Here is a 25,211-nt window from a genome sequence, read left to right on the forward strand (position 1 = left end):
TCCGCACAAACTTCATGCGATCGCTGCGTCACCGCTGGCCGCGCATCAAGAAAGTGCTGCCCTGGCTGATTCTGGCCGTGGTGGCGGGCCTGCTGTTCTACTTCGGCCGGTCGGTCGATTGGCCGCAGGTGTGGCAAGCCATGCGCCGCATTCCGGGCGATGCCATCCTCTTGGCCGGGGGCTTCGTGGTGTTGGGCTACCTGAGCTATGGCGCGCTGGATCTGCTGGCCCGCCGCTACACGAAACACAAGCTGCCCTGGCCGACGGTGCTGGGGGTGGCCGTCGTCAGCTATGCACTGAACCAAAGTCTGGGCGTGCTGCTGGGCGGCCTGGGCGCACGCCTGCGCCTGTATGCCCGGCTGGGTTGCCGCAAGGCGTTGGCGACACGGGTGGCGGTGTTCTCGGCGGCATCCAACTGGATCGGCTACGCCTGGGTAGCGGGCGCGGTGTTTGTCAGCGGCGCGCTGCCTGTGCCCCAAGGGTGGGAGGTTGGCACGGGCGTGCTGCGGCTGATTGGTGCGGGGATGCTCGCGGCCGGTATCGCCTATGTGTGGACGTGTGCGCGCGCAACCACGCGATCAGCCACGTTGATGGGCCAGCACATCTCGTTGCCCGGTGGCCGCATGGCCGTCATGCAATGCGTCACGGCGGGCCTGTCGTGGCTGTTCATGGGTGCGGTGGCGTATGTGCTGCTGCAAGGCAAGGTGCCCTACCCGGTAGTGCTGGGCATTTTGCTGTGTTCGAGCTTTGCCGCGGTGCTGACTCGCGTGCCGGGGGGCCTGGGCACGACCGAAGCCATCTTCGTAGCCGTGCTGGCGCCCAAGATCCCGTATTCGGAAGCCCTGGGCGCGGCGCTGGCCTACCGTGCCTGCTACGCGCTGGCCCCGCTGTGTCTGGCCTTGATTGCCTTTCCGCTGATCGAAGCCGGTATCGCGTGGCGTAAGCGGCGCCAGGCACGCCCCTTGCTGACCCCGTCCCCATGAAACCCAAACCGCCCTCCTCCGTTTCCGATCTTGTCGTCGCCTACCCGCGCCGCGCTACCGCGTCGGAGCACGAGATTGCGTCGCAAGAAGCGCTGGCCTCACGGCTGGCCGCCTTGCTGGGCCGCCGCTTCGACCCCCACTTCCGGCCCAGCCGCCACCGGGGCGAGCCCCCGCCCTACTACGTGCCTGACCGCACCATCATTGGGGTGGCGCGCGCCGGCCGGTTGGGCATTACCCGGGCGGCGGACCTGTACGGCGGCGTGGCCCCGCATTCCTTCGTGGCGGGCAAGGCCATTACCCATGGGCTGATCGGGCCGCAGGCCAAAGCGCCCAAAGCCTGGGTCGTCAGCCTGGCCGATGCGCTGCGCGACGTGGTGCTGGCGGGTTACACCGCCTTCACCCCGCAGGATGCCGAAGCCGCCGGGATGGCGCTGCTTAAGCACGGGCCGCTACGGATCAAGCCCGTTGACGCCAACGCCGGACGCGGCCAGATTGTGGCGCGTAACGCCGACGAGTTACGGGCCGGGTTGGCGGAACAATCCGCCGCCGTCATGCGCCGGCTGGGGCTGGTGCTGGAAGAAGACTTGAAAGACGTCGTCACCTACAGCGTCGGCTGGGCGCGGGTGGGGAAAATGGAAATTGCCTATGTCGGCACGCAGTCGCTGACGCCTGACAACCAGGGCGTGTCGGTCTATGGCGGGTCGGAGCTGCGCTTGGCGCGTGGCGGGTTTGATGCGTTGCGGGCGTTGGACTTAAGCGAACACGAACGCCAGGCCGTCGCCATGGCCTGTCAGTACGACACGGCGGTATCCACCGCCTACCCGCAACTGTTCGCATCACGGCGCAATTACGACGTCGCGTTTGGCGTGGGCGCCGCAGGCGAGCCGCGCGCGGGGGTGCTTGAACAATCGTGGCGGGCCGGTGGCGCCAGCCTGGCCGAACTGGCCGCCATGCAGGCGTTTGCCTTGTCGCCGTCCATGGCGTCGGTGCGCGCCGCCACCCGGGAACGCTATGGCGAAGACGCGCCTCGGCCCATCCCGCAGCATCTGGTCTTTCATGGCGTGGATTCCGCCGTGGGCCATATCAGCAAGTCGGGTGGCGTACTGGAGGATGCCGATGGCGGCGCATAGTGACCCCATCGCGCTGACGGTTGACGGCCAGACCCTGGACGGCACCTTTCTGACACCCGAAGACAAAGTCCCCGGGGTGCTCTTCATCCACGGTTGGGGCGGCAGCCAGGAATTTGATTTATCCCGCGCCAAGGGCATCGCCGCATTGGGCTGCGTGTGCCTGACCTTCGACCTGCGCGGCCACGCCGCCACCCGCGAACAGCAGATGCAAGTCACCCGCGAAGACAACCTGCGCGATGTGGTGGCGGCGTATGACCGCCTGGCGTCGCATCCGTCGTTGGATTCCGGCTCCGTGGCGGTGGTGGGCAGCAGCTATGGCGGCTATCTGGCCGCGTTGCTAAGCAATGTGAGGCGGGTGCGATGGCTGGCGCTGCACGTGCCGGCGCTATATCTGGATGATGAATGGCTGCTGCCCAAGAACCAGCTGAACCGCGATACGTTGCGCGCCTACCGCAATAGCTATGTGCCGCCGGAGTCCAACCGCGCCTTGAAGGCGTGCGCAGATTTTGGCGGGGATGTGCTGATTGTCGAGGCGGAACACGACACCTTCATCCCGCACTCCACCATCATGAGCTACCGCTCGGCCTTCCGCCGTTCGCATTCGCTCACGCATCGCATTCTGGACGGCGCCGACCATGCGCTGACGGAAAAATCCGCCCAACGCGCGTACACGTCCATTCTGGTGAACTGGGTAACTGAAATGGTGACCGGCGCGCGGATGGGGAACCCGCGCCCGGTGCCTTGACGCGATGCCCGGACCTGGGTCCGGGCGTCTGGTCTTACCAATAGATGTCTTGCTTGTAGTACGTATGCAGGTCTCGCGCCCACGTCTCGTCTGCCATGCTTGGCCAATTGTCCTTGTCAAAGCCCGGCGCGTTCTTCAACGTTTCCTTATCGACGTTCAACACGAAGCACTTGCGGTCCGTGTCCAGCGTCAACGCGGCCCAGGGAATGGCGAACAGCTTGTCGCCAATGCCCAGCACGCCACCGCGCGAGAGCACCGCATAGGCCACACGGCCGCGCGGCACGTCGATCATGATGTCCTTGATTGAGCCCAACTCTTCACCCGCCGAGTTGTAGACGTCATTGCCTTCCAGCGTATCCGCCGCCATGACCTGCGGGCCAGGGCCGCCAGGATTGCTCTTGGGGCCGCCCACGATATTGGTCTGGTTTTCCATGGTCTATCTCCTTTGCCGGGCATCCGCCCTGCGTTGTGGTGGTAGGAATCGTCTTATCCGCAAGCGCCGTGCCACACCGCGCACGGCATCTGCGTCGGCTTAACTGGCCCACCATTGCTTGATCGTGGCGCGTAGCGCGGCCGCCCCGGTGGCGGCGTCTTCCTTGCGCAGCGCGGTCATGTAGGCAGCGAACTGCTTAAGCGAAATATGCGGCGGCATGGGCGGCACCTCGGGGTCGGTGACCACTTCCAGCACGACGGGCCGGCCGGCCGTCAGCGCGCGGTCCCATGCGGGGCCTACCTCATCCGGCTCGGTGACGCGGATGCCCTCCAGGCCCAGCATGCGGCCGTAGTCCGCATAGGAAAATTCCGGCAGCCATTGCGAATCCCCAAAGCGCGGGTCGGCGCCCATGACGCGCTGTTCCCACGTCACCAGGTTCAAGTCGCCATTGTTCAGCACCAGCACCACCAGGGTCGGGTTGGCCCAATCCTTCCAGCGGTGCGCAATGGTGATCAGTTCATTGATGCCCAGCATCTGCATGGCGCCATCGCCCACCAGCGCCACCACCGGCCGCCCCGGGTGTGCCAACTTGGCCGCCAACGCGTAAGGCACACCGCACCCCATGCTGGCCAGCCCGCCCGACACCGAACCCATCATGCCTTGGCGCAGATGCACGTCGCGCGCATACCAATTGGCGGCGGAACCGGAATCGCAGGTGACGATGCACTGCGGCGGCAAGCGGCCCGACAGCTCCAGAAACGGCCGCTGCGGGTTCACGCCCTTGGCGTCGACCATGGCGCGCGACACCACGGTTTCACGCCATCGGGCGACCTTTTTTTCGATGCCTTTTAGCCAGCGGTCGGAGGGCTTGGCGTCTAGTTTCGGCAACAAGGCTTGCAAGGTCAGGCGCGCATCGCCGACCAGCCCGGCTTCTACCGGGTAACGCAAGCTAAGCCTGCGGCCATCAACATCGATCTGCACCGCTCTTGCCTGGCCTTCCTTAGGTAAAAATTCCGCGTAAGGGAAAGACGTACCCACCATCAGCAAGGTGTCGCACTCGTTCATCATTTCCCAACTGGGCTGCGTGCCCAGCAGGCCGATGGCGCCCGTCACATACGGCAGCTCATCGGGCAGCACGGCTTTGCCCAACAGGGCCTTGGCCACGCCCGCGCCCAGCCGTTCGGCCACGGCGCGTACTTCGTCGCTGGCTTCCAATGCGCCGGCCCCCACCAGCATCGCCACGCGTTCGCCGCGGTTCAGAATCGACGCCGCGTTGTCCAGCGCCGCTTCGGGCGGCACGGCGGCATGCGAGGTCAGGCCAATACCGGTGTGCACCGTGCCATGTTCGCGCGGGGGCACTTCCACGGCTTCCAGGTCTTGCACGTCGTTGGGGAAAATCAGGCAGGTCACGCCCCGGCGTTCCATGGCGATGCGCATGGCGCGGTCAACCATGTGACGCGCCTGCACGGGTGAAGTCACCATGTGGACGAAGTCATGCGCCACGTCCTTGAACAGGCTGACCAGGTCCACCTCCTGTTGATAATCGCCGCCCAAGGCGCTGCGCGCCTGCTGGCCGACGATGGCCACAACGGGCTGGTGGTCAAGCTTGGCGTCGTACAGGCCATTGAGCAGATGAATGGCGCCGGGGCCGGACGTCGCCAGGCACACGCCAACCTGGCCGGTGAACTTGGCATGCGCGCAGGCCATGAACGCCGCGCCCTCTTCGTGACGCGCCTGGACAAACTCTAGCTCCTTGTTCTTGCCAAACGCGCCAATCAGCCCGTTGATCCCGTCGCCGGGATAGCCAAACACGCGTTGCACGCCCCATTCGCCCAAGCGGGCCAGGACAAAGTCGGAAACGGTTTTCAAGTTGGGGCTCCTTGGGTGGTTGCGAGTGGTCCCGCACGAGATCTGGCGCGCCGCAATCCCCATGCCTGCGCGTCGCAACGCCTGCCCCCCAACGCCCAATGCTGCGCTGCTCCCAAATTTACAAACACCAGCAACAACGACGCGTAACCCGTCCCGACGCCCCGCAGGGTTTCACCTGATCGGCTCAGGCACGTCACTTGCGCATAAGAAGGCTTACGGAATCGGGCCCCCTTTTTCAGCGGCCCTCCGACTTTCCCCCGGAGCAAGAAGCATGGCGACGACGATACTTATAGTGGCAGCCGAAGCGTTCCCCTTGGCGAAAACGGGCGGTCTGGGCGACGCCATCACCGGCATGGCGCGCGCCTTGATCCAACGCGGCGTACCCGCAACCATCCTGCTGCCCGCCTACCGCGGCGTGGCCAAGCAGTTGCACAGCGCGCATGAAGTCGCGCGGCTGGAAGACTTGCCTGGCGGAGATGCGCGCTTGCTGGCCGGGGTATGCCCGACTTCCGAGCTGCCTTTCCTGCTGCTGGAAAACGACGCGCTGTATGACCGCGCCGGTCTCTATGTGGATGACGATGGACAGGAACACCCCGACAACGGCCTGCGTTATGCCGCCCTGTCGCACGCCGCCATGCGCATCGCGCGCGGCTTGCCGGGCCTGCCGCGCCCCGATGTGGTGCACGCGCACGATTGGCATGCGGCCTTGGCGCCCATGTTGATCCGTGAGGCCGGCATTGACGACGTCAAAAGCGTGCTGACCATCCACAACCTGGCCTTCCAAGGGCAATTCCCGCTAGAAGACGCCGCCGCGTTTGGCATCCCGCCCGCGTGCCGGGGCGAACACGCCACCGTCGCCTGGAACAAGCTGAACTTCATGAAGGCGGGCATCGGGTACGCCGACCGGGTCACCACCGTCAGCCACACCTACGCCCGCGAAATCTTGACGCCCGACTTCGGCTGCGGTCTGGACGGTTTGCTGCGCGAGCGGGCACCTGACCTGATGGGCATACCGAACGGTATCGACACCGTGCTGTGGGACCCGTCGCGTGACCGGCACCTGGGGTCGCTGCAATACCACTCGGGCGACCTGGCGAACAAACGCCTGTGCAAGACGGTGCTGCAACGCGAATTTGGCTTGCTGCAAGACCCGAACGCGACGCTTGTTGTGATGGGCAGCCGCCTGACCGAACAGAAAATGGCGGACGTGGCCGCCGAGGCCTTGCCGCGTGTGCTGGAAGCGTATCCGGACATGCAGGTCGCCATTCTTGGCCAGGGCGACCGCCGGCTGGAAGGCGCGCTGAAGGCGCTGGCGGTTCAGTACCCGCAGCGCTGCGCGACCCGCATTGGCTACAACGAGGCGGGCGCGCATCGCCTGCATGCGGGCGGCGACATTCTGCTGCACGGCAGCCGCTTTGAGCCCTTTGGCCTGACGCCGCTTTACGCCATGCGCTACGGCACCGTGCCGATCGGCTCGCGCGTGGGCGGCATGGCCGACACCATCGAAGACCCGGGCGCCGACACCCCGCTGACCGCCATGGCGTTTGCCAACGGCTTGCTGTTTGACGGCGACCACGTCGACGCCATGGCCAACGCGCTGTCGCGCGCCATGCACCTGCGCAAGCATCCGATGCTGTGGCGGGCGATGCAGCGCAACGCCATGAGCACCGATTTCAGTTGGCAGCGCGCCGTGGGGGCTTACGAGGAACTGCTGGCGTCACTGGTTTTCCGCGAAGACGCCGCCCAAGAGCAAGGCGAAGCACTTAGCCAACGACACGGCCAGGCACGCGCTCAAGCGCAAGGTAAAGAAATCGATGCCGCCACGCCGGCCGCTGAACCCGCTCGCAACCGGCGAACGCGTCAGGCGCGCGGCTCAATGATGCCGGTTTAAGACAAACCCAAAGGCGAACCCAAAAGGCAAACCCCGCATGGCTACCCGCCCCACCCTTCCCACGCCCGCCCTGCTGCGCATCTGCCATGCGCAGCAGGGTTTTGCGCGCTTACCTGTTGCCGCCGCCGGCTTGGATGGCGGCGCAGGCAGCAGCACCACGCAGGAAGCCCGGCTGGCGCGCATCCAGCAGGCGGGGTTTAACGCCGTGCTGATTCCGCCCCCGTGGTTGCGAGCGGCCGATGCGCAAACGCTGGCGCCGGTTGATGCCGACTTGAGCGCAACGCAAACCCGCACGGAACCTATCGTCGCCACCTACGAGCGGCTGGCGCAGGCGGCTTCCGCCCACGGCCTGGCGCTACTCGTGCGGGTGGCGTTCGACCGGGTGTCGGTAGACGCCGCCGCCTCGACCGCGCCATCTGGCTGGTATCAGGCGCGCGACGACGACCCGGCGCGTGACCCCCGCTTGCCCAGCCGAGAGTGGGGTGTGAAGACGCTGCGCACACCGCCCCCGGATGGCTTTGCAGATGCGTGGTCGCGTCGCCTGAACGCCTGGGCCGACGCGGGCGTGTCGGGCTTTTTGTTCGAAGCGCCGCACTGCCTGCCCGCCGCCACCTGGCAAGCGATGCTGACGCCGCTGCGCGAACGGGCCACGCCTGCACGCTGCCTGGCGTGGACGCCGGGCTTGACCGTCGAGCAGCTGGCCGCTTTGTACGGCGCAGGGTTTGACGCGGGCTTTTCCTCGCTGGCGTGGTGGGACTACAAGGCCGACTGGCTGGCCAACGAGGCGCGCCGGCTGAGCCGGCTTGGGCCCTTTCTGGCCAGCGCGTCGCCTTTGGAAGCCGATCATTCCGCGCCCGCCGACCGCCGCCGGGCCTGGGCCGCCGCCTTTACCGCCACAGGCTGGATGGCGAACGAGTCTGACATGGATGCGCTGGCCGACACGCCGGACGTCAACCGCTGGTTGGATGAATCCGACCCGCTCACGTCATTGCCCCGCCTGCTGGGCGGGCGCGACGGCCGCGCAACGCTGATCTTGCGCAACGCCCAGAACGGCGCAACAGACACCACCGATGCAACCGGCATTCTGGCGCTGAACCCGTCCGCCACCGCGCCCGCCCATATCGATTGGGACGCCGCCGCGCCCAGCTTGCCGCCCGGCGACATCCTGCCGCAGCGCGTGACGGATGCGCCGGCGCTGGCCAGCGCCACCTTGCCCGCCGCCGATTGCGCGCTGCTGACGATAAGCCCCATGCCGCCTGTGCGCGAGGCCTCGCGCCACCCCGGCCCGCGTACCGAAGGCGGCGCCGGCCTGCGCATCGCGATTGAGAACGTGTCCCCGGCCGTGAATGACGGCGCGCTGCCCATCAAGTGCGTGGTGCATGAACGCATCGTCGTGCAGGCCGACCTGCTGATGGACGGCCACGACCGGATCGCAGGCGAACTCCGTTGGCGCGCGGCTGACGAATCAGGCTGGAGCCGGGTGCCGCTTGCGCTTGTCACCAATGACCGCTGGCAAGCCAGCTTTCGCCCGCGCCGCATTGGCCCGCACGAGTTCCAGGTGGCGGCATGGTTCGACGTCTGGGAAACCTATCGCCATGACATCGAAGTCAAACATCACGCCGGTGTGGACGTGCGCCTGGAGGTCGTTGAAGGCGTGTTGCTGCTGCGCGAGGCCGAGAAGCGCGCGGGCAAGGGTTCCGATGCGGGAGGCAGCGTGGCGGTCATCAAGCGTGCGTTGGCCGCGCTGCCCAAGGCCAAGCCCAATGCCAAAACCGGCGTCACGCTGGGAGACTCCCCGCCCACCGACGACCAGATCGCCCAATTGCTTAGCCCCGAACTGGCCCGCGCCATGCGCGAGCTGGACGCGCACGCCTTTGAATCCGTCACGCCCGAGCCGTTCCCCGTGTGGGTGGACCGCCCCGAAGCCTGCCACAGCGCCTGGTACGAGCTGTTTCCGCGTTCGCAAGCGCGCGAGCCCGGCCGCCACGGCACCTTTGATGACGTCATTGAACGCCTGCCCGACATCCGGGAAATGGGTTTTGACGTGCTGTACCTGCCGCCCATTCATCCCATCGGCCTGCGCAACCGCAAGGGGCCTAACAACAGCCTGGTCGCTGGCCCCGACGATGTGGGCAGCCCTTATGCCATCGGTTCGGCCGATGGCGGGCACGACGCCATCGAGCCCAAGCTGGGCAGCTTGCAGGACTTTCTGCGTCTGGTGCGGGCGGCCGACGACCACGGTATGGAGATGGCGCTGGACTTTGCCATCCAGTGCTCGCCTGACCACCCCTGGCTGGCCGAGCACCCCGACTGGTTCTCGTGGCGGCCCGATGGCTCGTTGCGCTATGCCGAGAACCCGCCGAAGAAGTATCAGGACATCGTGAATGTTTCGTTCTACGGTTCGCCGCCCCGCCGCCCCCGCAAGCTTGCGCTATGGCGCGCGCTGCGCGACGTGGTGCTGTTCTGGGTGGACCACGGCGTCCGCATTTTCCGGGTCGACAACCCGCACACCAAGCCGCTGCCCTTCTGGCAATGGCTGATCGCCGAAGTGCATGGGCAGCACCCGGATGTGCTGTTCCTGTCCGAAGCCTTCACCCGGCCCAAGATGATGTATCGGCTGGCCAAGGTGGGGTTCACGCAGTCGTACACCTACTTCACGTGGCGTAATGAGCGCGCCGAGCTGCAAGCGTATCTGGAAGAAATTTCCCAGCCGCCGCCGGCCGACTTCTTCCGTCCGCATTTCTTCGTGAACACGCCCGACATCAACCCCGTGTTCCTGCAAACGTCGGGCCGGCCGGGCTTTTTGATTCGTGCGGCGTTGGCAGCGACGGGGTCGGGGCTGTGGGGCCTGTACAGCGGTTTCGAGCTCTGCGAAGCCGCGCCGGTGCCAGGCAAAGAGGAATACCTGGATTCCGAAAAGTACAAACTGCGCCCGCGCGACTGGCATCAGCCCGGCAACATCCGCGCCGAAATCACGCGCCTGAATCACATCCGCCATGCCAACCCGGCGCTGCAAACCCACCGCGGGCTGACCGCCATCGGCAGTGGCAACGACCGCGTGCTGGCCTTTGTGAAAGCCACGCCGGGGCTGGGCAATGTGGTGCTGACGGTGATCAGCCTGGACCCCTTCCACCCGCAGACCGCGCACGTGGACGCGCCCTTCTGGCTGTTTGGCGAAGGCCCCGGCGCAGCATTCGACGAAATCCACCAAACCCACCAAACCCGCGAACCCCGCCCCGATCACCTGGAAGCCGAAGACCTGCTGACGGACACCCGCGACACCTGGCGCGATGCGACGCGCGCGGTGGCCTTGTCCCCCGATCAACCCTATCGCATCTGGCGGCTGTCGCTGCATGGCTGATGCCGCCCGGAGCCCAACCCCATGATTAGTGAAACCCAACCCCAGAAGGATGACAGCCTTTGGTACAAGGACGCCGTCATCTACCAGCTGCATGTGAAGTCGTTCTTCGACTCCAATGACGATGGCGTGGGCGACGTGCCCGGCCTGATCATGAAGCTGGACTACATCGCCAGCCTGGGCGTGAACACGATCTGGCTGCTGCCCTTCTACCCATCGCCGAGGCGCGACGATGGCTACGACATCGCGGACTATCGCGGCGTGCACCCCGACTACGGCACCGTTGCCGACGTGCGCAAGCTGATCCGCGAGGCGCATGCGCGCGGCTTGCGCGTCATTACCGAACTCGTGGTGAACCACACGTCGGACCAGCACCGCTGGTTTCAGCGGGCGCGCACCTCGCGCCCGGGGTCGGCCGCGCGAAATTTCTACGTGTGGTCCGACAACGACAAGGCCTATGCCGGCACCCGCGTCATCTTCTGCGACACGGAAAAATCCAACTGGACGTGGGACCCCGTCGCCAACGCCTATTTCTGGCATCGCTTCTATTCGCATCAGCCAGACCTGAATTACGACAACCCGCAGGTGCTGAAGGAAGTGCTGTCGGTCATGCGCCACTGGCTGGACATGGGCGTGGACGGGCTGCGGCTGGACGCCGTGCCGTATCTGGTGGAACGCGAAGGCACCAACAACGAGAACCTGCCGGAAACGCATCAGGTGTTGAAGCAGATTCGCGCGGTGATCGATGACGAATACCCCGGCCGCCTGCTGCTGGCCGAAGCCAACCAATGGCCCGAAGACGCGCAGGAATACTTCGGCGCGGGCGACGAATGCCATATGTCGTTCCACTTTCCGCTGATGCCGCGCATGTACATGGCGATTGCGCAGGAAGACCGCTTCCCGATTACCGACATCATCCGGCAGACGCCCGACATTCCCGCCACCTGCCAATGGGCCATCTTTTTGCGCAACCACGACGAGCTGACGCTTGAAATGGTGACGAGCCGCGAACGCGATTACCTGTGGAGCGTGTACGCGGCTGACCCGCGCGCCCGCATCAACCTGGGCATCCGCCGCCGCCTGGCGCCCTTGCTGGAGCGCGACCGCCGCCGCGTCGAACTGATGAACAGCCTGTTGCTGTCCATGCCCGGCACGCCGGTGCTGTACTACGGCGACGAGCTCGGCATGGGCGACAACGTGCATCTGGGCGACCGCGATGGCGTGCGCACGCCAATGCAATGGTCGCCCGACCGCAACGGCGGCTTCTCGCGCGCCGACCCCGAACGCCTGCCCCTGCCCGTGCTGATGGGGCCGCTGTATGGCTACGAGGCGGTCAACGTGGAAGCGCAGCAGCGCGACCCGCATTCGCTCTTGAACTGGACGCGCCGCATGCTGGCGCAGCGCCGCCAGACGCACGCCTTCGGGCGCGGCACGCTGCGCTTCATCCTGGCCGGCAACCGCAAGATTCTGGCGTACCTGCGCCAATGGAACGACACCACGATTCTGTGCGTGGCCAATCTGTCGAACGCCGCGCAGCCGGTTGAGCTGCAATTACAGGCCTTCAACGGCCGGGTGCCGGTGGAAATGCTGGGCGGCACGCCGTTTCCGGCCATTGGCGAATTGCCGTATCTGCTGACGCTGCCGCCGTATGGCTTTTACTGGATGGACCTGAGCGTGGACGCCGCGCCGCCGAATTGGCATGCCAGCGGCCCCGCCCAGATGCCCGAGCTGACGACGCTGGTGCTGAAGTCGCGCGGCGGCGCGTCGCTGACGGATGCGTCGCGCGCGGTGCTGGAAAACGAAGTGCTGCCCGAATACCTGGCGCGCCAGCGCTGGTTCCCGGGCAAGCACGCGCCCGCCCGCGCCCGGCTGGCGTATGCCACGCCCTTTCACACCGCCAGCGGCGAAGCCTATTGGGCCGAGATCGAACCCGAAGATGGCGTGGCCGGCCTGCGCGCCCAAGCGCCGTTCGTTCTGGTGTGGGATGAAACCGCCCAGGTGCAATACCCGATTGCGCGGGTGCGGCGCGGGCCAGAGGTCGGCATTCTGGCCGACGCCTTCCTGCAACCCGGCTTCGTGCTGGGCGTGGTCGACGCCTTGCGCGCGGGCGGCGAGCTGGATGGCCGCGAAGGCGGCAAGCCGGGCGACAAACCCGGCGTCATCCGCTATCTGCCTGAACCGGGGCTGGCTGAACTGGATCTGAGCGACGACCCCGCCCTGCAATGGATCAGCGGCGAACAGTCCAATAGCTCCGTCATCGTCGGCGGACAAGCCATTCTGAAACTGCTGCGCAATGTGCGGCCGGGGGTGTCACCGGAAGTCGAGATGACGCGCTACCTGACCCGCGCGGGCTACGCCAACATTCCCGCGTTGCTGGGCGAAGTGCTGCGGGTGGATTCGGAAGGCGTGCCGCACACGCTGGCCGTGCTGCACGCCTTTGTGACGAACGAAGGCGACGCCTGGACGTGGACGCTGGATTACCTGAAGCGCACGCTGGGTGCGGCCTTGCTGGGTAACGCCACGCCTGACGAATTCGAAGCCAGCCTGGAAGGCTATACGGTGGTGGCGGCCACCATCGGCCGCCGTCTGGCCGAGCTGCACAACGCGCTGGCGCAACCCAGCGACGACGAGACCTTTGCCGTGCACACCGCCACAACGGAAGACGCGGACGAGCACGCCACCCGCATCGTCGCCCAGCTTGACCGCGCGGCGGATGATCTGCGCGCCGTGCTGGATACGCTGGAAGCGCCGTCGCATGCGTGCGCCGAATGGTTCTTTGACCATCGAGCGCGGCTGATCAAGCAAGTCACTGCGATGGCGCAATCGCTCGCCGGCGCGCCGCTGATCCGCGTGCATGGCGACTTCCATCTGGGCCAGGTGCTGGTGGCGCAGACGGACGCGTATCTGATTGATTTTGAAGGTGAACCGATCCAGACCATGGAATCGCGCCGGCTGCGCTTCACGCCCTACAAGGACGTGGCCGGCATGCTGCGCTCGTTTGACTATGCGGCCGCCTCCATCGCGCGTGCCGATCCGCTGGGCGGCGCACCCACCGACGCGAACGCGGGCGCGGCGGATTCGGCCGCATCACCCGGCGTGCCACTGGAATTGCGCGACGCGCTGCTGGCGCGCTTCGGACACCGGGCGGCCGAGGCCTTTTTGCAGGGCTATCAAGAGGCTGCCACCACCGCGATTGCGCTGCCGGCGGATCAGGAAAGCACGCTGCTCAAGCTGGCGCAGCTGGAAAAGGCCGCCTACGAGGTCAGCTATGAAGCCGCCCACCGGCCGGACTGGATTTCCATTCCGCTGTGCGCCCTGACGGGGCTTGCGCGCGAGCTCATCATGCAAAACGCGGCCATCCACGACGAGGAACAATCACGATGAACCGCCAACGCACCGCCTCGCCGCCAAAGGCGCCGCCGAACGTGTCACCCAAGGCGCCGCTAATAGCACCGCCACAGGACCGCCCGGCCGGCTCTGACGGCCAGGTCGACCCGGCCACGCTGGCCGCGCTGGCCGCGGGCCTGCACGCCGATCCGTTTTCGGTACTGGGTCCGCACGATGGCGCCGTTCGCGTGCTGGCCCCGGGCGCATCCGCCGTGTCTGTCGTGTGGCCCGATGGCGCGCGTACCGCCTTGCACGAGCAAGCCCATGGTTTGTACACGGGTGCCGTACCCGGCGCGCGGCCGGGCGACCCCGCGTCGTACCAGTTGGCCATTTCATGGCCGGGCGCGGAACAGTTGACGCCCGACCCCTACGCCTTTGGCCCGTTACTGTCCGACGGCACGCTGCAAGGCTTGGCTGGCGGCGACTGGAACGCCGCACTCGATGCCTTGGGCGCGCGGCTGGGCGAGCTGAATGGCGTGCCCGGCTTGCGCTGCGCCGTGTGGGCGCCCAACGCGCGCCGTGTTGCGGTAGTGGGCGACTTCAACAGCTGGGATGGCCGCCGTCACGCCATGCGGCTGCGCCACGCGGCGGGCGTGTGGGAGTTGTTCATCCCGGGCGTCACCGCGGGCGATTGCTACAAGTTCGCCATCACCGACCCCACCGGCGCGATCTTGCTCAAGGCCGACCCGATGGCGCGCCGCGCACAGCCCGCGCCCGCCACGGCCTCAATCGTTGACGACCCTTCCCCCTATTCCTGGACGGACGATGCATGGATGCTTTCTCGCGGTGCGCGCCAAGCGCCCCAATCTCCCATTTCCATCTACGAGGTGCACGCCGGTTCGTGGATCGCGGCCGACGGCGCTCGCTGCGTCTGGGACCAACTGGCCGACAAGCTGCCCGCCTACGCGCACGCCATGGGGTTCTCGCATGTCGAATTGATGCCGATCATGGAGTATCCGTTCGGTGGTTCCTGGGGCTACCAGCCGCTTGGTCTGTTCGCACCGTCCGCCCGCTTTGGGCCGCCGGCCGCCTTCGCCCGTTTCGTGGACCGCTGCCACGCCGTGGGCGTCGGCGTCATCCTGGACTGGGTTCCCGCGCACTTCCCCGATGACGCCCACGGGCTGGCGCGCTTTGACGGCACGCCGCTGTATGAATACGCCGACCCGCGCGAAGGCTATCACCCCGACTGGCACACCATGGTCTACAACCTGGGGCGCACCGAAGTCAAAGCCTTCATGATCGCCAGCGCCATGCATTGGCTGCGCCGTTATCACATCGACGGGCTGCGCGTGGACGCGGTGGCCTCGATGCTATACCGCGACTACAGCCGCCAGCCCGGGGAATGGATACCCAACCAGCACGGCGGCCGTGAAAACCTGGAAGCGGTGGCTTTTCTGCAAGAACTGAACGCCACCGTCCGCAAGCAGGTGCCAGACGCCATCGTTGTGGCCGAAGAGTCTACCGCCTGGCCGGGCGTGACTGCGCCCGTTGAAGATGGCGGGTTGGGGTTCCACTACAAATGGAACATGGGCTGGATGCACGACACCCTGCGCTACATGCACGAAGACCCGGTGCACCGCAAGTATCACCACCACGACATCACGTTCGGCATGGCCTACGCCTATTCCGAACGCTTCATCCTGCCGCTGTCGCATGACGAAGTGGTGCACGGCAAGGGCTCGCTCGTGAACAAGATGCCGGGGGACCACGGCACGATGCTGGCTAACCTGCGCGCGTATCTGGGCTTCATGTGGGCGCACCCCGGCAAGAAGCTGCTGTTCATGGGGGGCGAACTGGCCCAGCCCGCCGAATGGAATCACGACGCCACGCTGGATTGGAACCTGCTGGACGACCCCGGCCACCACGGCGTGCAACGCCTGGTCGCTGACCTGAACCGGCTGTACCGCGATACCCCCGCACTGCACGCGCTTGACGCCGACCCCGAGGGCTTTGCCTGGGTCGTGATGGACGATGCCGACAACAGCGTGGCCGCGTTCCTGCGGCGCAGTGGTGCGCAGATGGTGTTGGCGGTGTCGAACTTCACGCCGGTCGCCCGCCACGGCTACCGCGTCGGCGTGCCGCTGGCCGGCCGCTGGACCGAATCCCTGAACACCGATGCCGGCTGGTATGGCGGCACGGGCCAGGGCAACCAAGGCGCGGCCGTCTCCGCGTCCGAGTCCGCCCACGGCCACGCGCAGTCCCTGTCATTGACGCTCCCTCCGCTTGCCACCCTCTATTTCACGCATGAAGGCTGAACATGGACCCCACTCAATTGACCCGCTTGACCACCGGCCAGCCGTACCCGCTGGGCGCGGTCAGCGATGGCCTGGGCGTGAACTTCGCCGTTTTTTCGGCCAACGCTACCCGCATCGAACTGTGCGTGTTCGATGCCCGCGCCCGCAAGGAACTGCGGCGCTTTGACCTGCCTGAATGTACCGACGAAATCTGGCACGGTTACCTGCCGGATGCGCAGCCCGGGCTGGTCTACGGCTACCGCGCCCACGGCCCGTACGACCCGCGCAACGGCCACCGCTTCAACCCCCACAAACTGCTGCTGGACCCCTATGCGCGCCACCTGACCGGGCCGGTCGTCTGGAGCGACGCGCTGTTTGGCTATCGGCTGAACCATGCCCGCACCGACTTGTCGATGGACCGCCGCGATAGCGCGCCCGCCATGCCCAAGGCCATCGTGACCGAAGATGTGCCGTTCAACTGGGGCAACAGCAAGGCGCCGAATACGCCGTGGTCGGACACAACGATCTACGAAGTGCACCTGCGCGGCGCGTCGATGCAACGCGAAGACCTGCGCCAGCCGATACGCGGCACCTGCGCAGCGCTGGCCGACCCGCGCTTCATCGAACACCTGCTGCGGCTGGGCGTCACCGCGGTGGAACTGCTGCCCGTGCACGCCTTTCTGCAAGACCGCTTTCTGATCGAACGGGGCTTGCGCAACTACTGGGGCTACAACACGCTGTCGTTCTTTGCGCCCGAGCCGTCTTACCTGCAACGCGGGCCGAATGATCTGCGCCAGGCGGTGCGCCGCCTGCACGCCGCCGGCCTGGAAGTGATTCTGGACGTGGTCTACAACCACACCTGCGAAGGCAGCGAGCTCGGGCCCACGCTGTCCTGGCGCGGGCTGGACAACGCCAGCTACTACCGGCTGATGCCCGGCGAAGAACGCTATTACATCAACGACACCGGCTGCGGCAACACGGTCAACCTGTCGCACCCGCGCGTCTTGCAGATGGTGATGGATTCCTTGCGGTACTGGACAACGTCTTACGGCGTGGACGGGTTCCGCTTCGACCTGGGGGTGACGCTGGGCCGCGAAGGCACGGGCTTTGACCCGGGCTCGGGCTTCTTTGACGCCATGCTGCAAGACCCGACCCTGGCGGGCGTGAAGCTCATCTCGGAACCGTGGGACATCGGCCCCGACGGCTACCAGCTGGGCAACCATCCGCCCGCGCTGGCCGAATGGAATGACCGCTACCGCGACACCGTGCGCCGCTACTGGCGCGGCGACGAAGGCATGCGCGGTGACATGGCGGCGCGCCTGTGCGGCTCGCGCGATGTGTTCGACCGCCGCCATCGCCGGCCCTGGGCCAGCGTGAACTTCGTGGCGTCGCACGACGGTTTCACCACGCAAGACGTGGTCAGTTACGACGGCAGCCATAACGAAGCCAATGGCGAAGACGGCAACGACGGCCACTCTGAAAACTACAGCCACAACTGGGGCGTGGAAGGCCCCACCGACGACCCCGCCATTCTGGAACGCCGTGGCCAGGTGCAGCGCGCGCTGCTCGGCACGCTGTTCCTGTCCGACGGCACCCCGATGATGTTGGCGGGCGACGAGTTCGGCAACAGCCAGGACGGCAACAACAACGCCTACTGCCAGGACGGCCCCTTGTCGTGGCTGGACTGGACGCAGGCGCAGAGCGACGCAGGCCGCGCACTAAGCCAGTTCGTGGCGCGCGCCGTGTCATTGCGGCGCGACCACCCGAGCTTGCGCGCGGCGCGTTTTGGCGACGCCGCGCAAGAAATCTGCCCGGGCGTCAGCGCGATTGCCTGGTTCGACACCGATGGCGGCCCCATCGACCAAGCCGCTTGGGACGACCCGCAAGGCCGCACCATGGCCTTGCGCCGCGCGGCGTTGCGTGAAGATGGCAGTGCCGACATCACGCTGCTGTTACTGAACCCGGGCGCGGAGCCCGCCACGTTCACGCTGCCGGAACCTGCGCTGCCCTGGTTGCGCGAACTGGACTCGGCCACGCCCGTGCCATCGGCCCCCGTCTCCGAATCGGAAATCATCGTGCAGGCGCATAGCCTGGTGCTGCTGTCGGCCGCCTGCATGCCAGGCGTCGTTCCCGGGGCGGCATCATGACAGTCCTGCCTGAACCCTACACCCACGGCGCGCTGCCGCTGCCCGACGGACGCACGCGCTTTCGGCTCTGGGCGCCGTCGGCGGCGCCAGGCTTGGCGTTGCTGATCGACGGCCAGCCGCCCATTGCTTTGCATCCTGACAGCGATGGCTATGCCGAAGCCGATGTCGCTTGCCCGCCCGGCACGCGTTACCGGTATCGGCTGGGCGACGGGCAACTGGTGCCCGACCCGGCCTCGCGCCAGCAAGATGGCGATGTGCACGGCGCCAGCATCGTCGCCGGGCCGGACGATTATGCGTGGCAACACCCCGCCTGGTCCGGCCGCCCGTGGCGCGAATCCGTCATCTACGAAGCGCACGTGGGCTTGAGCGGCGGCTTTGACGGCCTGACCGCCCGGCTGCCGGGGCTGGCCGCGCTGGGTATTACGGTGATTGAACTGATGCCGATCGCGGATTTTCCCGGGCCGCGCAACTGGGGCTACGACGGCGTGTTGCCCTACGCGCCCGACACGGCCTATGGCCCGCCGCAAGCGCTCAAGCACCTGATCGACACGGCCCACGGGCTGGGTTTGAGCGTAATGCTGGACGTGGTCTACAACCACTTCGGCCCCGAGGGCAACTACCTGCCCCAATACGCCGCGCCTTTTTTCCGGGAGGACGTCCCCACCCCCTGGGGGCCCGCCATCGACTTCCGGCAACCTGCTGTGCGGCGCTACTTCGAAGAGAACGCGCTGTACTGGCTGATGGAATACCGCTTTGACGGGTTGCGCCTGGATGCCGTGCATGCCATTGAAGACCCTGACTGGCTGGTGGAGCTTGCGCAATTTCTACGCGGCCAGGTGCCTGCGCATCGCCATGTGCATCTGGTGCTGGAAAATGACGACAACCGCGCCAGCCTGCTGACGCAGGGGTACGACGCGCAATGGAATGACGACGCGCACCACGTGCTGCACCATTTGCTGACGGGCGAATCGCGCGGCTATTACGCCGACTACGCAGAGCGGCCCGCGCAGGCCCTGGCGCGTTGCCTGGCGGAAGGCTGGCTGTATCAAGGCCAGCCCTCGCCGTACCGGCAAGGCGCCACGCGCGGGGAACCCAGCGGACACCTGCCGCCGACGTCGTTCGTGTTATTCCTGCAAAACCATGACCAAACCGGCAACCGCGCACGCGGCGAACGGCTGACGGAACTGGCCGAAAACGCCGAACGTTTGCGCGCCGCCGTTGCGCTGCAATTGCTGTCGCCGCAGATTCCGCTGATTTTCATGGGCGAGGAGTTCGGCAGCCGCGCGCCCTTCCTGTATTTCACCAGCCACACGGACCCGGCGCTGGTGCAAGCCGTGCGCGAAGGACGCCAGCGCGAATTCGCGGCGTTTCCTGAATTCAGCGGTGACGATGCGCTGAAGGTGCCAGACCCCAACTCCGAATACACCTGGGCGCAAAGCGTGCCCTGGCGCGACGGCGAGCGGCCGGACGCCCAGCCATGGCGCACCCTGTACGAAGCGCTGCTGCATCTGCGCCAGCACGCCATCGCCCCCCGCTTGACGGGCGCTCGCAGCGTGTTCGCCCGCGCGGTCGGCCGGCATGGCGTACACGCGCAATGGCGGCTGGGCGACGGCGCATTGCTCACGGTGTACGTCAACCTGGGTCCGGTGCGCGAACAGCTTGCGCAACGCGCGCTTGCCGCCGCGCACTCGCCATCGTCACTGCTGTTTGAATCCCGCGCGGGCGCGTTCGCGGCATTGGCATCGGGCAGCCTGTGTTCCGAAAGCACCGTGTGGCTGCTGGAGGAAGCATCATGAGCCCCCTGTCCGCCCTGGCCGCCGAGGCCGGTATCGCCGAAGACTGGACCGGCGCCGACCAACGCCCGCGTCGTGTGTCGCCCGACACGCTGCGCGCCCTGCTCAACGCGATGGACCTGCCAGCGGCGTCCGACGCTGACATCCGCGATAGCCGGCAGCGCCTGGCTGCCACCTTATCCCGCACGCATCTGCCCGCGATGCTGATCGCCCTGCCCGGCGAGCTTGTCTCGCTGCCGCCGGATTGCGCAGGCGCTTATCAATTGCAAGCGGCGTCGTCGGCCGCCATCGCCGGCCGCACCGCACACGGCCCGGACTTGAAGCCCACGCTGCGCGCGCCCGCCACGCCCGGGTACTACGCCTTAAGCACGCAAGGCGGCGAATGCACGCTGGCGGTTGCGCCGCCGCGCGCGCCCTCTCTGGACGACATCTGCCGCACGAAGCACGCGCGCGCGTGGGGGCTGACGGCGCAGGTCTATAGCCTGCGCCGTCCGTCCGCTGACGTGACGCAGTCCACACACGGCTTTGGCGACTTCGGCGCATTGCGCGAGCTGGCCATGGCGGCCGGACAGGCGGGCGCCGACGCGCTGGCCATCAGCCCCGTGCATGCGATGTTCGCGGCGGACCCCGCGCAATGCAGCCCGTATTCGCCCTCCAGCCGCTTGTTTGTGAACACGCTCTTTGCGGACCCCGCGGGCGTTCTCGGCGAGGAGGCGGTGCGCGCCGCATTGGCGGGCATGGACCTCGCGCAATTGCGCATGCTGGATGCGCAACCGCTGATCAACTGGCCCGCTGCGGCCCGGCTGCGCCACGAGCTGTTGCGACGCTTGCACGCAGGCTTCGCCACGGACGCCACCACCGGTCAACGGCAGGCTTACGAGGCATTCTGCAACGCGGCCGGGCCAGACCTGCACGACCACGCTCTGTTCGAAGCGCTGCACGGCAACCACGCGCAGGGACAAGATGCCCCGTTGGCGTGGACCCATTGGCCGGCCGACCTGCGCGACCCGCGCTCGTCCGCCGCGCAACGCTATGCCACCGACCATGCCGAGACCGTCGACATACATCGGTTCAGCCAATGGCTGGCCTCCGCCAGTTTGTCGCGCGCCCAGCAAGCGGCGCGCGACGCAGGCATGCGCGTTGGTCTGGTGGCTGATCTGGCCGTGGGCGGCAGCCCCCAGGGCAGCCATGCCTGGAGCCGGCAAGCCGACCTGATGAAATGCACCAGCGTCGGCGCGCCGCCCGATCTGTACAACCCACTGGGGCAAGGCTGGGGTTTGACGGCGTTGTCACCCGCCGCCCTGCACGAATCCGGCTATGCGGCGTTTCTGGCAATGCTGCGCGCCAACCTGGCGCACGCGGGCGGGCTGCGCATTGATCACATACTGGGTTTGGCGCGCTTGTGGCTGATCCCGGATGGCGCCTCGCCCGAAGACGGCGGCTATCTGCGTTACCCCATGCCGCAATTGCTGCGGCTGATCGCATTGGAGGCTTGGTTGCATCACGCGCTGATCATTGGTGAAAACCTGGGCACGGTTCCGGAAGGGTTCGACGCGCAACTTGAAGCGCACGGCGTGCTAGGCATGGACGTGCTGTGGTTCATGCGGGCGGCTGACGGGGCAAAGGCGGCGGAGCCGGCGAAGGCGGCTGATGGCGATGACGGAAATGAGTGGGCCGGCGGGCCTGATACGGCTGACGGGAATGATGCGACCTGCGGCGATCAGGGCACCCAACGTGCTTACGGGGCTGTCGGTGCAGATGGAGCTAATGGCGCTAATGGGGCTGAGCGGCCACATCTAACGGCAGAAGAGCCTGCCGCGTCGCCGCCTGCCGCCTTCCTGGCGCCCGGCGACTGGCCCGCCAACGCCGTCGCCATGACGACCACCCACGATCTGCCCACGCTGGAAGGCTGGTGGCACGCGCAGGACATTCTGTGGCGGTCGCGGCTGAGCCTGCTTGGCCCTGATCAAGAAGAAGCCGCGTTGCGCGCTGCCCGCCTGGAAGACCGCGCGACCTTGTGGCGGTCTGTGCAGTCCAGTTCACCCGCCGCTTCCACCTTGCCGCTGCCCCGCCGGGCGCCTAGCGCCGAACTGCTGGGCTTTGTCGCCGCCACGCCCTGCCCGCTGATGCTGGTGCCACTGGAAGATCTGGCAGGCCAGCTCGACCAGCCCAACCTGCCCGGCACTGTCGCGCACCATCCCAACTGGCGGCAACGCACGCCGCTGTCGGTGGCCGAGTGCCTGAACGCGCCCGCCAGCCAGGCGCGCCTTCAACCCGTGCGCGCGGTGCGGGGGCGGACATGAGCGCCCCGCGCGCCACCGCGCGCCTGCAACTGCACGCCGGCTATACGTTGGACGACGCCTGCGCGCAGGTGCCCTACTACGCGACGCTGGGCGTCAGCCATCTTTACCTGTCGCCCATCACACGGGCCCGGATGGGTTCAACGCATGGCTACGACGTCATTGACCATCAATGCATCAAYCCGGAACTGGGCGGCCAGGCCGCGCTGCGCAGGCTGACCGACGCGGCGCACCGGCACGGCTTGGGGCTGATTGCCGACATCGTGCCCAACCACATGGCCGCCCACGCCTCGAACGCGTGGTGGGCCGATGTGCTGCGGCACGGCGCGCAAAGCCGCCACGCCCGCACGTTCGACATCGACTGGCAACCGGCTGACACAGCGCTGCACGGCAAAGTGCTGCTGCCGGTGCTGGGCGAGCCGTATGGGCAGGCGCTGGCCGCCGGCCACATCCGATTGATTCACGACGCCGCGGCCGCGGATGGCTATGCCATCGAAGCGGGCGGACAGCATCTGCCCCTGGCCCCCGGCACGGCTCCGGCTGGGGATGACCCCGCTTCCGTCTGCGCGGCGTTTGATCCCGGCGCAGCGGATGGCGCGGCGGACGGCGCGGCGAATCGCGCGGCGAACTGCGCGGCGCGCCTGCATGCTCTGCTGGAACGCCAGCACTACCGGCTCGCGTGGTGGCGCACCGCGCCCGAGCAGGTCAACTGGCGGCGCTTCTTCGAAATCAGCGAACTGGTTGGCGTGCGCGTGGAAGACGACGAAGTCTTCGACGCCGTGCATGCGCTGCCGTTGCAGCTGGTTCGGGAAGGCGTGTTGGACGGGCTGCGCATCGACCACGTCGACGGCTTGGCCAGCCCGGGCGCGTACTTGCGGCGCTTGCGTGAGCAGCTTGACGACGCCCGCGCGCAGCACGCCGGGAATGCCACGGCCTATCTCGTCGTGGAAAAAATCCTGGCTGACGGAGAAGTGCTGGACGCACGCTGGCCGGTAGACGGCACCACCGGCTACGACTTCATGGACCAGGCCGGCGCACTGTTGCATGCGCCCCAGGCGCAGGCGCCGATGGAGCAATTCTGGAACACCCTTAGCGGCGACGCGCGCAGCGCGTCTGCCCAATTACTGGACGCGCGCCATCGCATGCTGGCACGCCACTTCCCCGTGGAACGCCAGGCGTTGGTACGCGCGCTGACTCGCATCGCACGGCAAGACCTGCGCACGCGCGACTGGACGTCCACCGCCATCGACCGGGTGTTGACCGCCTTGCTGGCGGCCTTTCCCGTGTACCGCAGCTATGCCGAAGACGGCGGCCGCAGCGCCGAGGACGCACGCTGGTGCCGCATCGCGCGGGACCACGCTCGCGAGGCGCTGGCTGGATCGGAAGCCGACGCGCGGCTGCTTGATCAGATCGACGCGTGGCTGGCGGGGCCGCAGCAGGCTGATGCGGGTGCCGGTGCCGGTGCGGGTCCTGGCGCTGAAGTCGATGCTGACGCCGGTGCCGGTGCTGGCGCTGGCGCTGATGCTGATGCTGGTGCTCGTGCTGATGCTGGTGCTGATGCTGATGCTGGTCCTGGTGCTGATGCTGGTCCTGATGCTGGTGCTGGTCCTGATGCTGGTGCTGGTCCTGATGCTGGTGCTGATGCTGGTGCTGATGCTGGTTCCCGCGCCGACAATGAAGCCGGCGCGCTTCGCCGCTTCCAGCAGTTAACACCGCCGCTTGCCGCGAAGGCGCTGGAAGACACCTTGTTCTACCGGCGCGGCCCGCTGCTGTCACGCAACGAAGTCGGCTCCAGTCCCACGCAATTCGCCCTGCCGCTTGACGCCTTCCATACCCTGACTCAAGCCCGCGCCCGCACGCATCCACACGCGATGCTCGCCACCGCCACCCACGACCACAAACGCGGCGAAGACACGCGTGCGCGCCTGGCCGTGCTGAGCGAAACGCCCGAACGCTGGCAGCGCGTGGCCGAGAACTGGATTCCGCGTCTGGGACCAAATGGATCGAAAAGGGAATCGCAAAGGGATTCAGAAACGGGATCGCCGATAGGTGCGCCCACCGCTTCACCAACGCCCGCCGACCGTTATCTATTGCTGCAAAGCCTGGTCGGCGCGTGGCCGTTGTCCTTGTCCGCAGATAACCGCGCAGACGTTGCTGCGTTTCTGGAACGCATCCTCCAGTGGCAGGTAAAGGCCTTGCGCGAGGCCAAGCTGCATACCAGCTGGACCGACCCGAACACCGGCTACGAAGCCGCGGCCCGCCACTGCGTGGCCGCATTGCAAGACACCGGCGAAGGGCAAGCGCTTCTGCGCGACATCGCCGCGTGGACGGCAGGCATCGCCCCGGCCGGGCTTGTCAACAGCACGACCCAAACCCTGTTGCGCAACACCTTGCCCGGTGTACCGGATCTATACCAAGGCACGGACTTGTGGGACTTCAGCTTGGTGGACCCCGACAATCGCCGCGCTGTCGACTACGCCGAACGCGCCGCGCTGCTGGCGGCGGCCGGTGCTCCCATCGCCACCGATGCGGCGGCGTGGCGCAGCGGCGCCATCAAGCAGCAACTGATCCAACGCTGCCTGACGCTACGCGCTGCGGACCCGGGCCTGTTCGATCACGGCGAATACGTGCCGTTGACCGCACAAGGCCCGCGCGCGGCGCATGTCATCGCCTATCTGCGTCGGCACAACGGACGCAGCGTGCTGGCCGTCGCGCCCCTTCATTGCGCGCTGGCCTTAGCGCCTTACGCGCAAGATCAGGCCGCCCAGGCTGCGCGCTTCTGGGATGGCACCCACGTGCAGCTGCCGGACGGCGTCGGCCCCCTGCGCAATGTGCTCTCCGGCCGGCCCGTCAACGTGGAAGACGAAGGCAGAATTCCCCTGGCCGACCTCTTGCGCGACTGTCCGGTGGCGCTCTGCACCCGGACCTGACGCGGGCTTGA

General features: G+C 66.9%; 13 protein-coding genes. 11 read left to right on the forward strand and 2 right to left on the reverse strand.

The genetic code is table 11. The features are described from left to right. Positions 1 to 14: 14 nt before the first annotated feature. From AC1DSJ_RS28250 to AC1DSJ_RS28260, 3 genes are read left to right on the forward strand one after another with little or no spacing between them, the layout of a single operon-like run. The gene (locus tag AC1DSJ_RS28250) at positions 15 to 983 is read left to right on the forward strand and encodes a lysylphosphatidylglycerol synthase domain-containing protein (protein WP_338060082.1); all 969 of its coding nucleotides are present in this window, start codon (positions 15 to 17) and stop codon (positions 981 to 983) included. Beyond that, the gene (locus AC1DSJ_RS28255; protein WP_441372214.1) at positions 980 to 2,113 is read left to right on the forward strand and encodes a DUF3182 family protein; all 1,134 of its coding nucleotides are present in this window, start codon (positions 980 to 982) and stop codon (positions 2,111 to 2,113) included. Before AC1DSJ_RS28250 ends, AC1DSJ_RS28255 begins: the two co-directional genes overlap by 4 nt. Continuing rightward, complete coding sequence (locus AC1DSJ_RS28260) at positions 2,100 to 2,858, forward strand: alpha/beta hydrolase family protein (RefSeq protein ID WP_175168733.1); 759 nt, start codon at positions 2,100 to 2,102, stop codon at positions 2,856 to 2,858. The genes AC1DSJ_RS28255 and AC1DSJ_RS28260 overlap by 14 nt, the downstream gene beginning before the upstream one ends. Before the next feature lie 34 nt (positions 2,859 to 2,892). On the opposite strand, the gene AC1DSJ_RS28265 is transcribed toward AC1DSJ_RS28260, so the two are convergent. After that, a complete protein-coding gene (locus tag AC1DSJ_RS28265; protein WP_054426786.1) occupies positions 2,893 to 3,291 on the reverse strand; it encodes a PRC-barrel domain-containing protein in 399 nt (132 codons plus the stop codon). 99 nt (positions 3,292 to 3,390) lie between these two features. Next, on the reverse strand, positions 3,391 to 5,160 hold the full coding sequence (locus AC1DSJ_RS28270) for a thiamine pyrophosphate-requiring protein (RefSeq protein WP_441372215.1): 1,770 nt from the start codon (positions 5,158 to 5,160) through the stop codon (positions 3,391 to 3,393). Positions 5,161 to 5,431: 271 nt separating this feature from the next. Between AC1DSJ_RS28270 and glgA the strand changes: the two genes are divergently transcribed. From glgA to treY, 8 genes are read left to right on the forward strand one after another with little or no spacing between them, the layout of a single operon-like run. Further along, entirely contained in the window at positions 5,432 to 7,051 is a 1,620-nt protein-coding gene (gene glgA / locus AC1DSJ_RS28275; protein ID WP_441372216.1) for a glycogen synthase GlgA, read from the forward strand. A gap of 37 nt (positions 7,052 to 7,088) precedes the next feature. Further along, the gene (locus tag AC1DSJ_RS28280) at positions 7,089 to 10,412 is read left to right on the forward strand and encodes an alpha-1,4-glucan--maltose-1-phosphate maltosyltransferase (protein WP_441372217.1); all 3,324 of its coding nucleotides are present in this window, start codon (positions 7,089 to 7,091) and stop codon (positions 10,410 to 10,412) included. Positions 10,413 to 10,433: 21 nt separating this feature from the next. Beyond that, on the forward strand, positions 10,434 to 13,793 hold the full coding sequence (treS, locus tag AC1DSJ_RS28285) for a maltose alpha-D-glucosyltransferase (protein WP_441372218.1): 3,360 nt from the start codon (positions 10,434 to 10,436) through the stop codon (positions 13,791 to 13,793). Next, positions 13,790 to 16,051, forward strand: a complete 2,262-nt coding sequence (glgB, locus tag AC1DSJ_RS28290; protein WP_441372219.1) for a 1,4-alpha-glucan branching protein GlgB — start codon at positions 13,790 to 13,792, stop codon at positions 16,049 to 16,051. The genes treS and glgB overlap by 4 nt, the downstream gene beginning before the upstream one ends. A gap of 2 nt (positions 16,052 to 16,053) precedes the next feature. Further along, complete coding sequence (gene glgX / locus AC1DSJ_RS28295; RefSeq protein WP_054426791.1) at positions 16,054 to 18,177, forward strand: glycogen debranching protein GlgX; 2,124 nt, start codon at positions 16,054 to 16,056, stop codon at positions 18,175 to 18,177. After that, positions 18,174 to 19,973: a malto-oligosyltrehalose trehalohydrolase gene (gene treZ / locus AC1DSJ_RS28300; RefSeq protein WP_441372220.1), complete on the forward strand. Its 1,800-nt coding sequence runs from the start codon at positions 18,174 to 18,176 to the stop codon at positions 19,971 to 19,973. Before glgX ends, treZ begins: the two co-directional genes overlap by 4 nt. Then, the gene (gene malQ, locus AC1DSJ_RS28305; protein WP_441372221.1) at positions 19,970 to 22,273 is read left to right on the forward strand and encodes a 4-alpha-glucanotransferase; all 2,304 of its coding nucleotides are present in this window, start codon (positions 19,970 to 19,972) and stop codon (positions 22,271 to 22,273) included. Before treZ ends, malQ begins: the two co-directional genes overlap by 4 nt. Then, the gene (gene treY / locus AC1DSJ_RS28310; protein ID WP_441372222.1) at positions 22,270 to 25,200 is read left to right on the forward strand and encodes a malto-oligosyltrehalose synthase; all 2,931 of its coding nucleotides are present in this window, start codon (positions 22,270 to 22,272) and stop codon (positions 25,198 to 25,200) included. Before malQ ends, treY begins: the two co-directional genes overlap by 4 nt. Positions 25,201 to 25,211: the final 11 nt, after the last annotated feature.

The sequence above is a fragment of the Achromobacter sp. 01N37 genome (assembly GCF_056399725.1).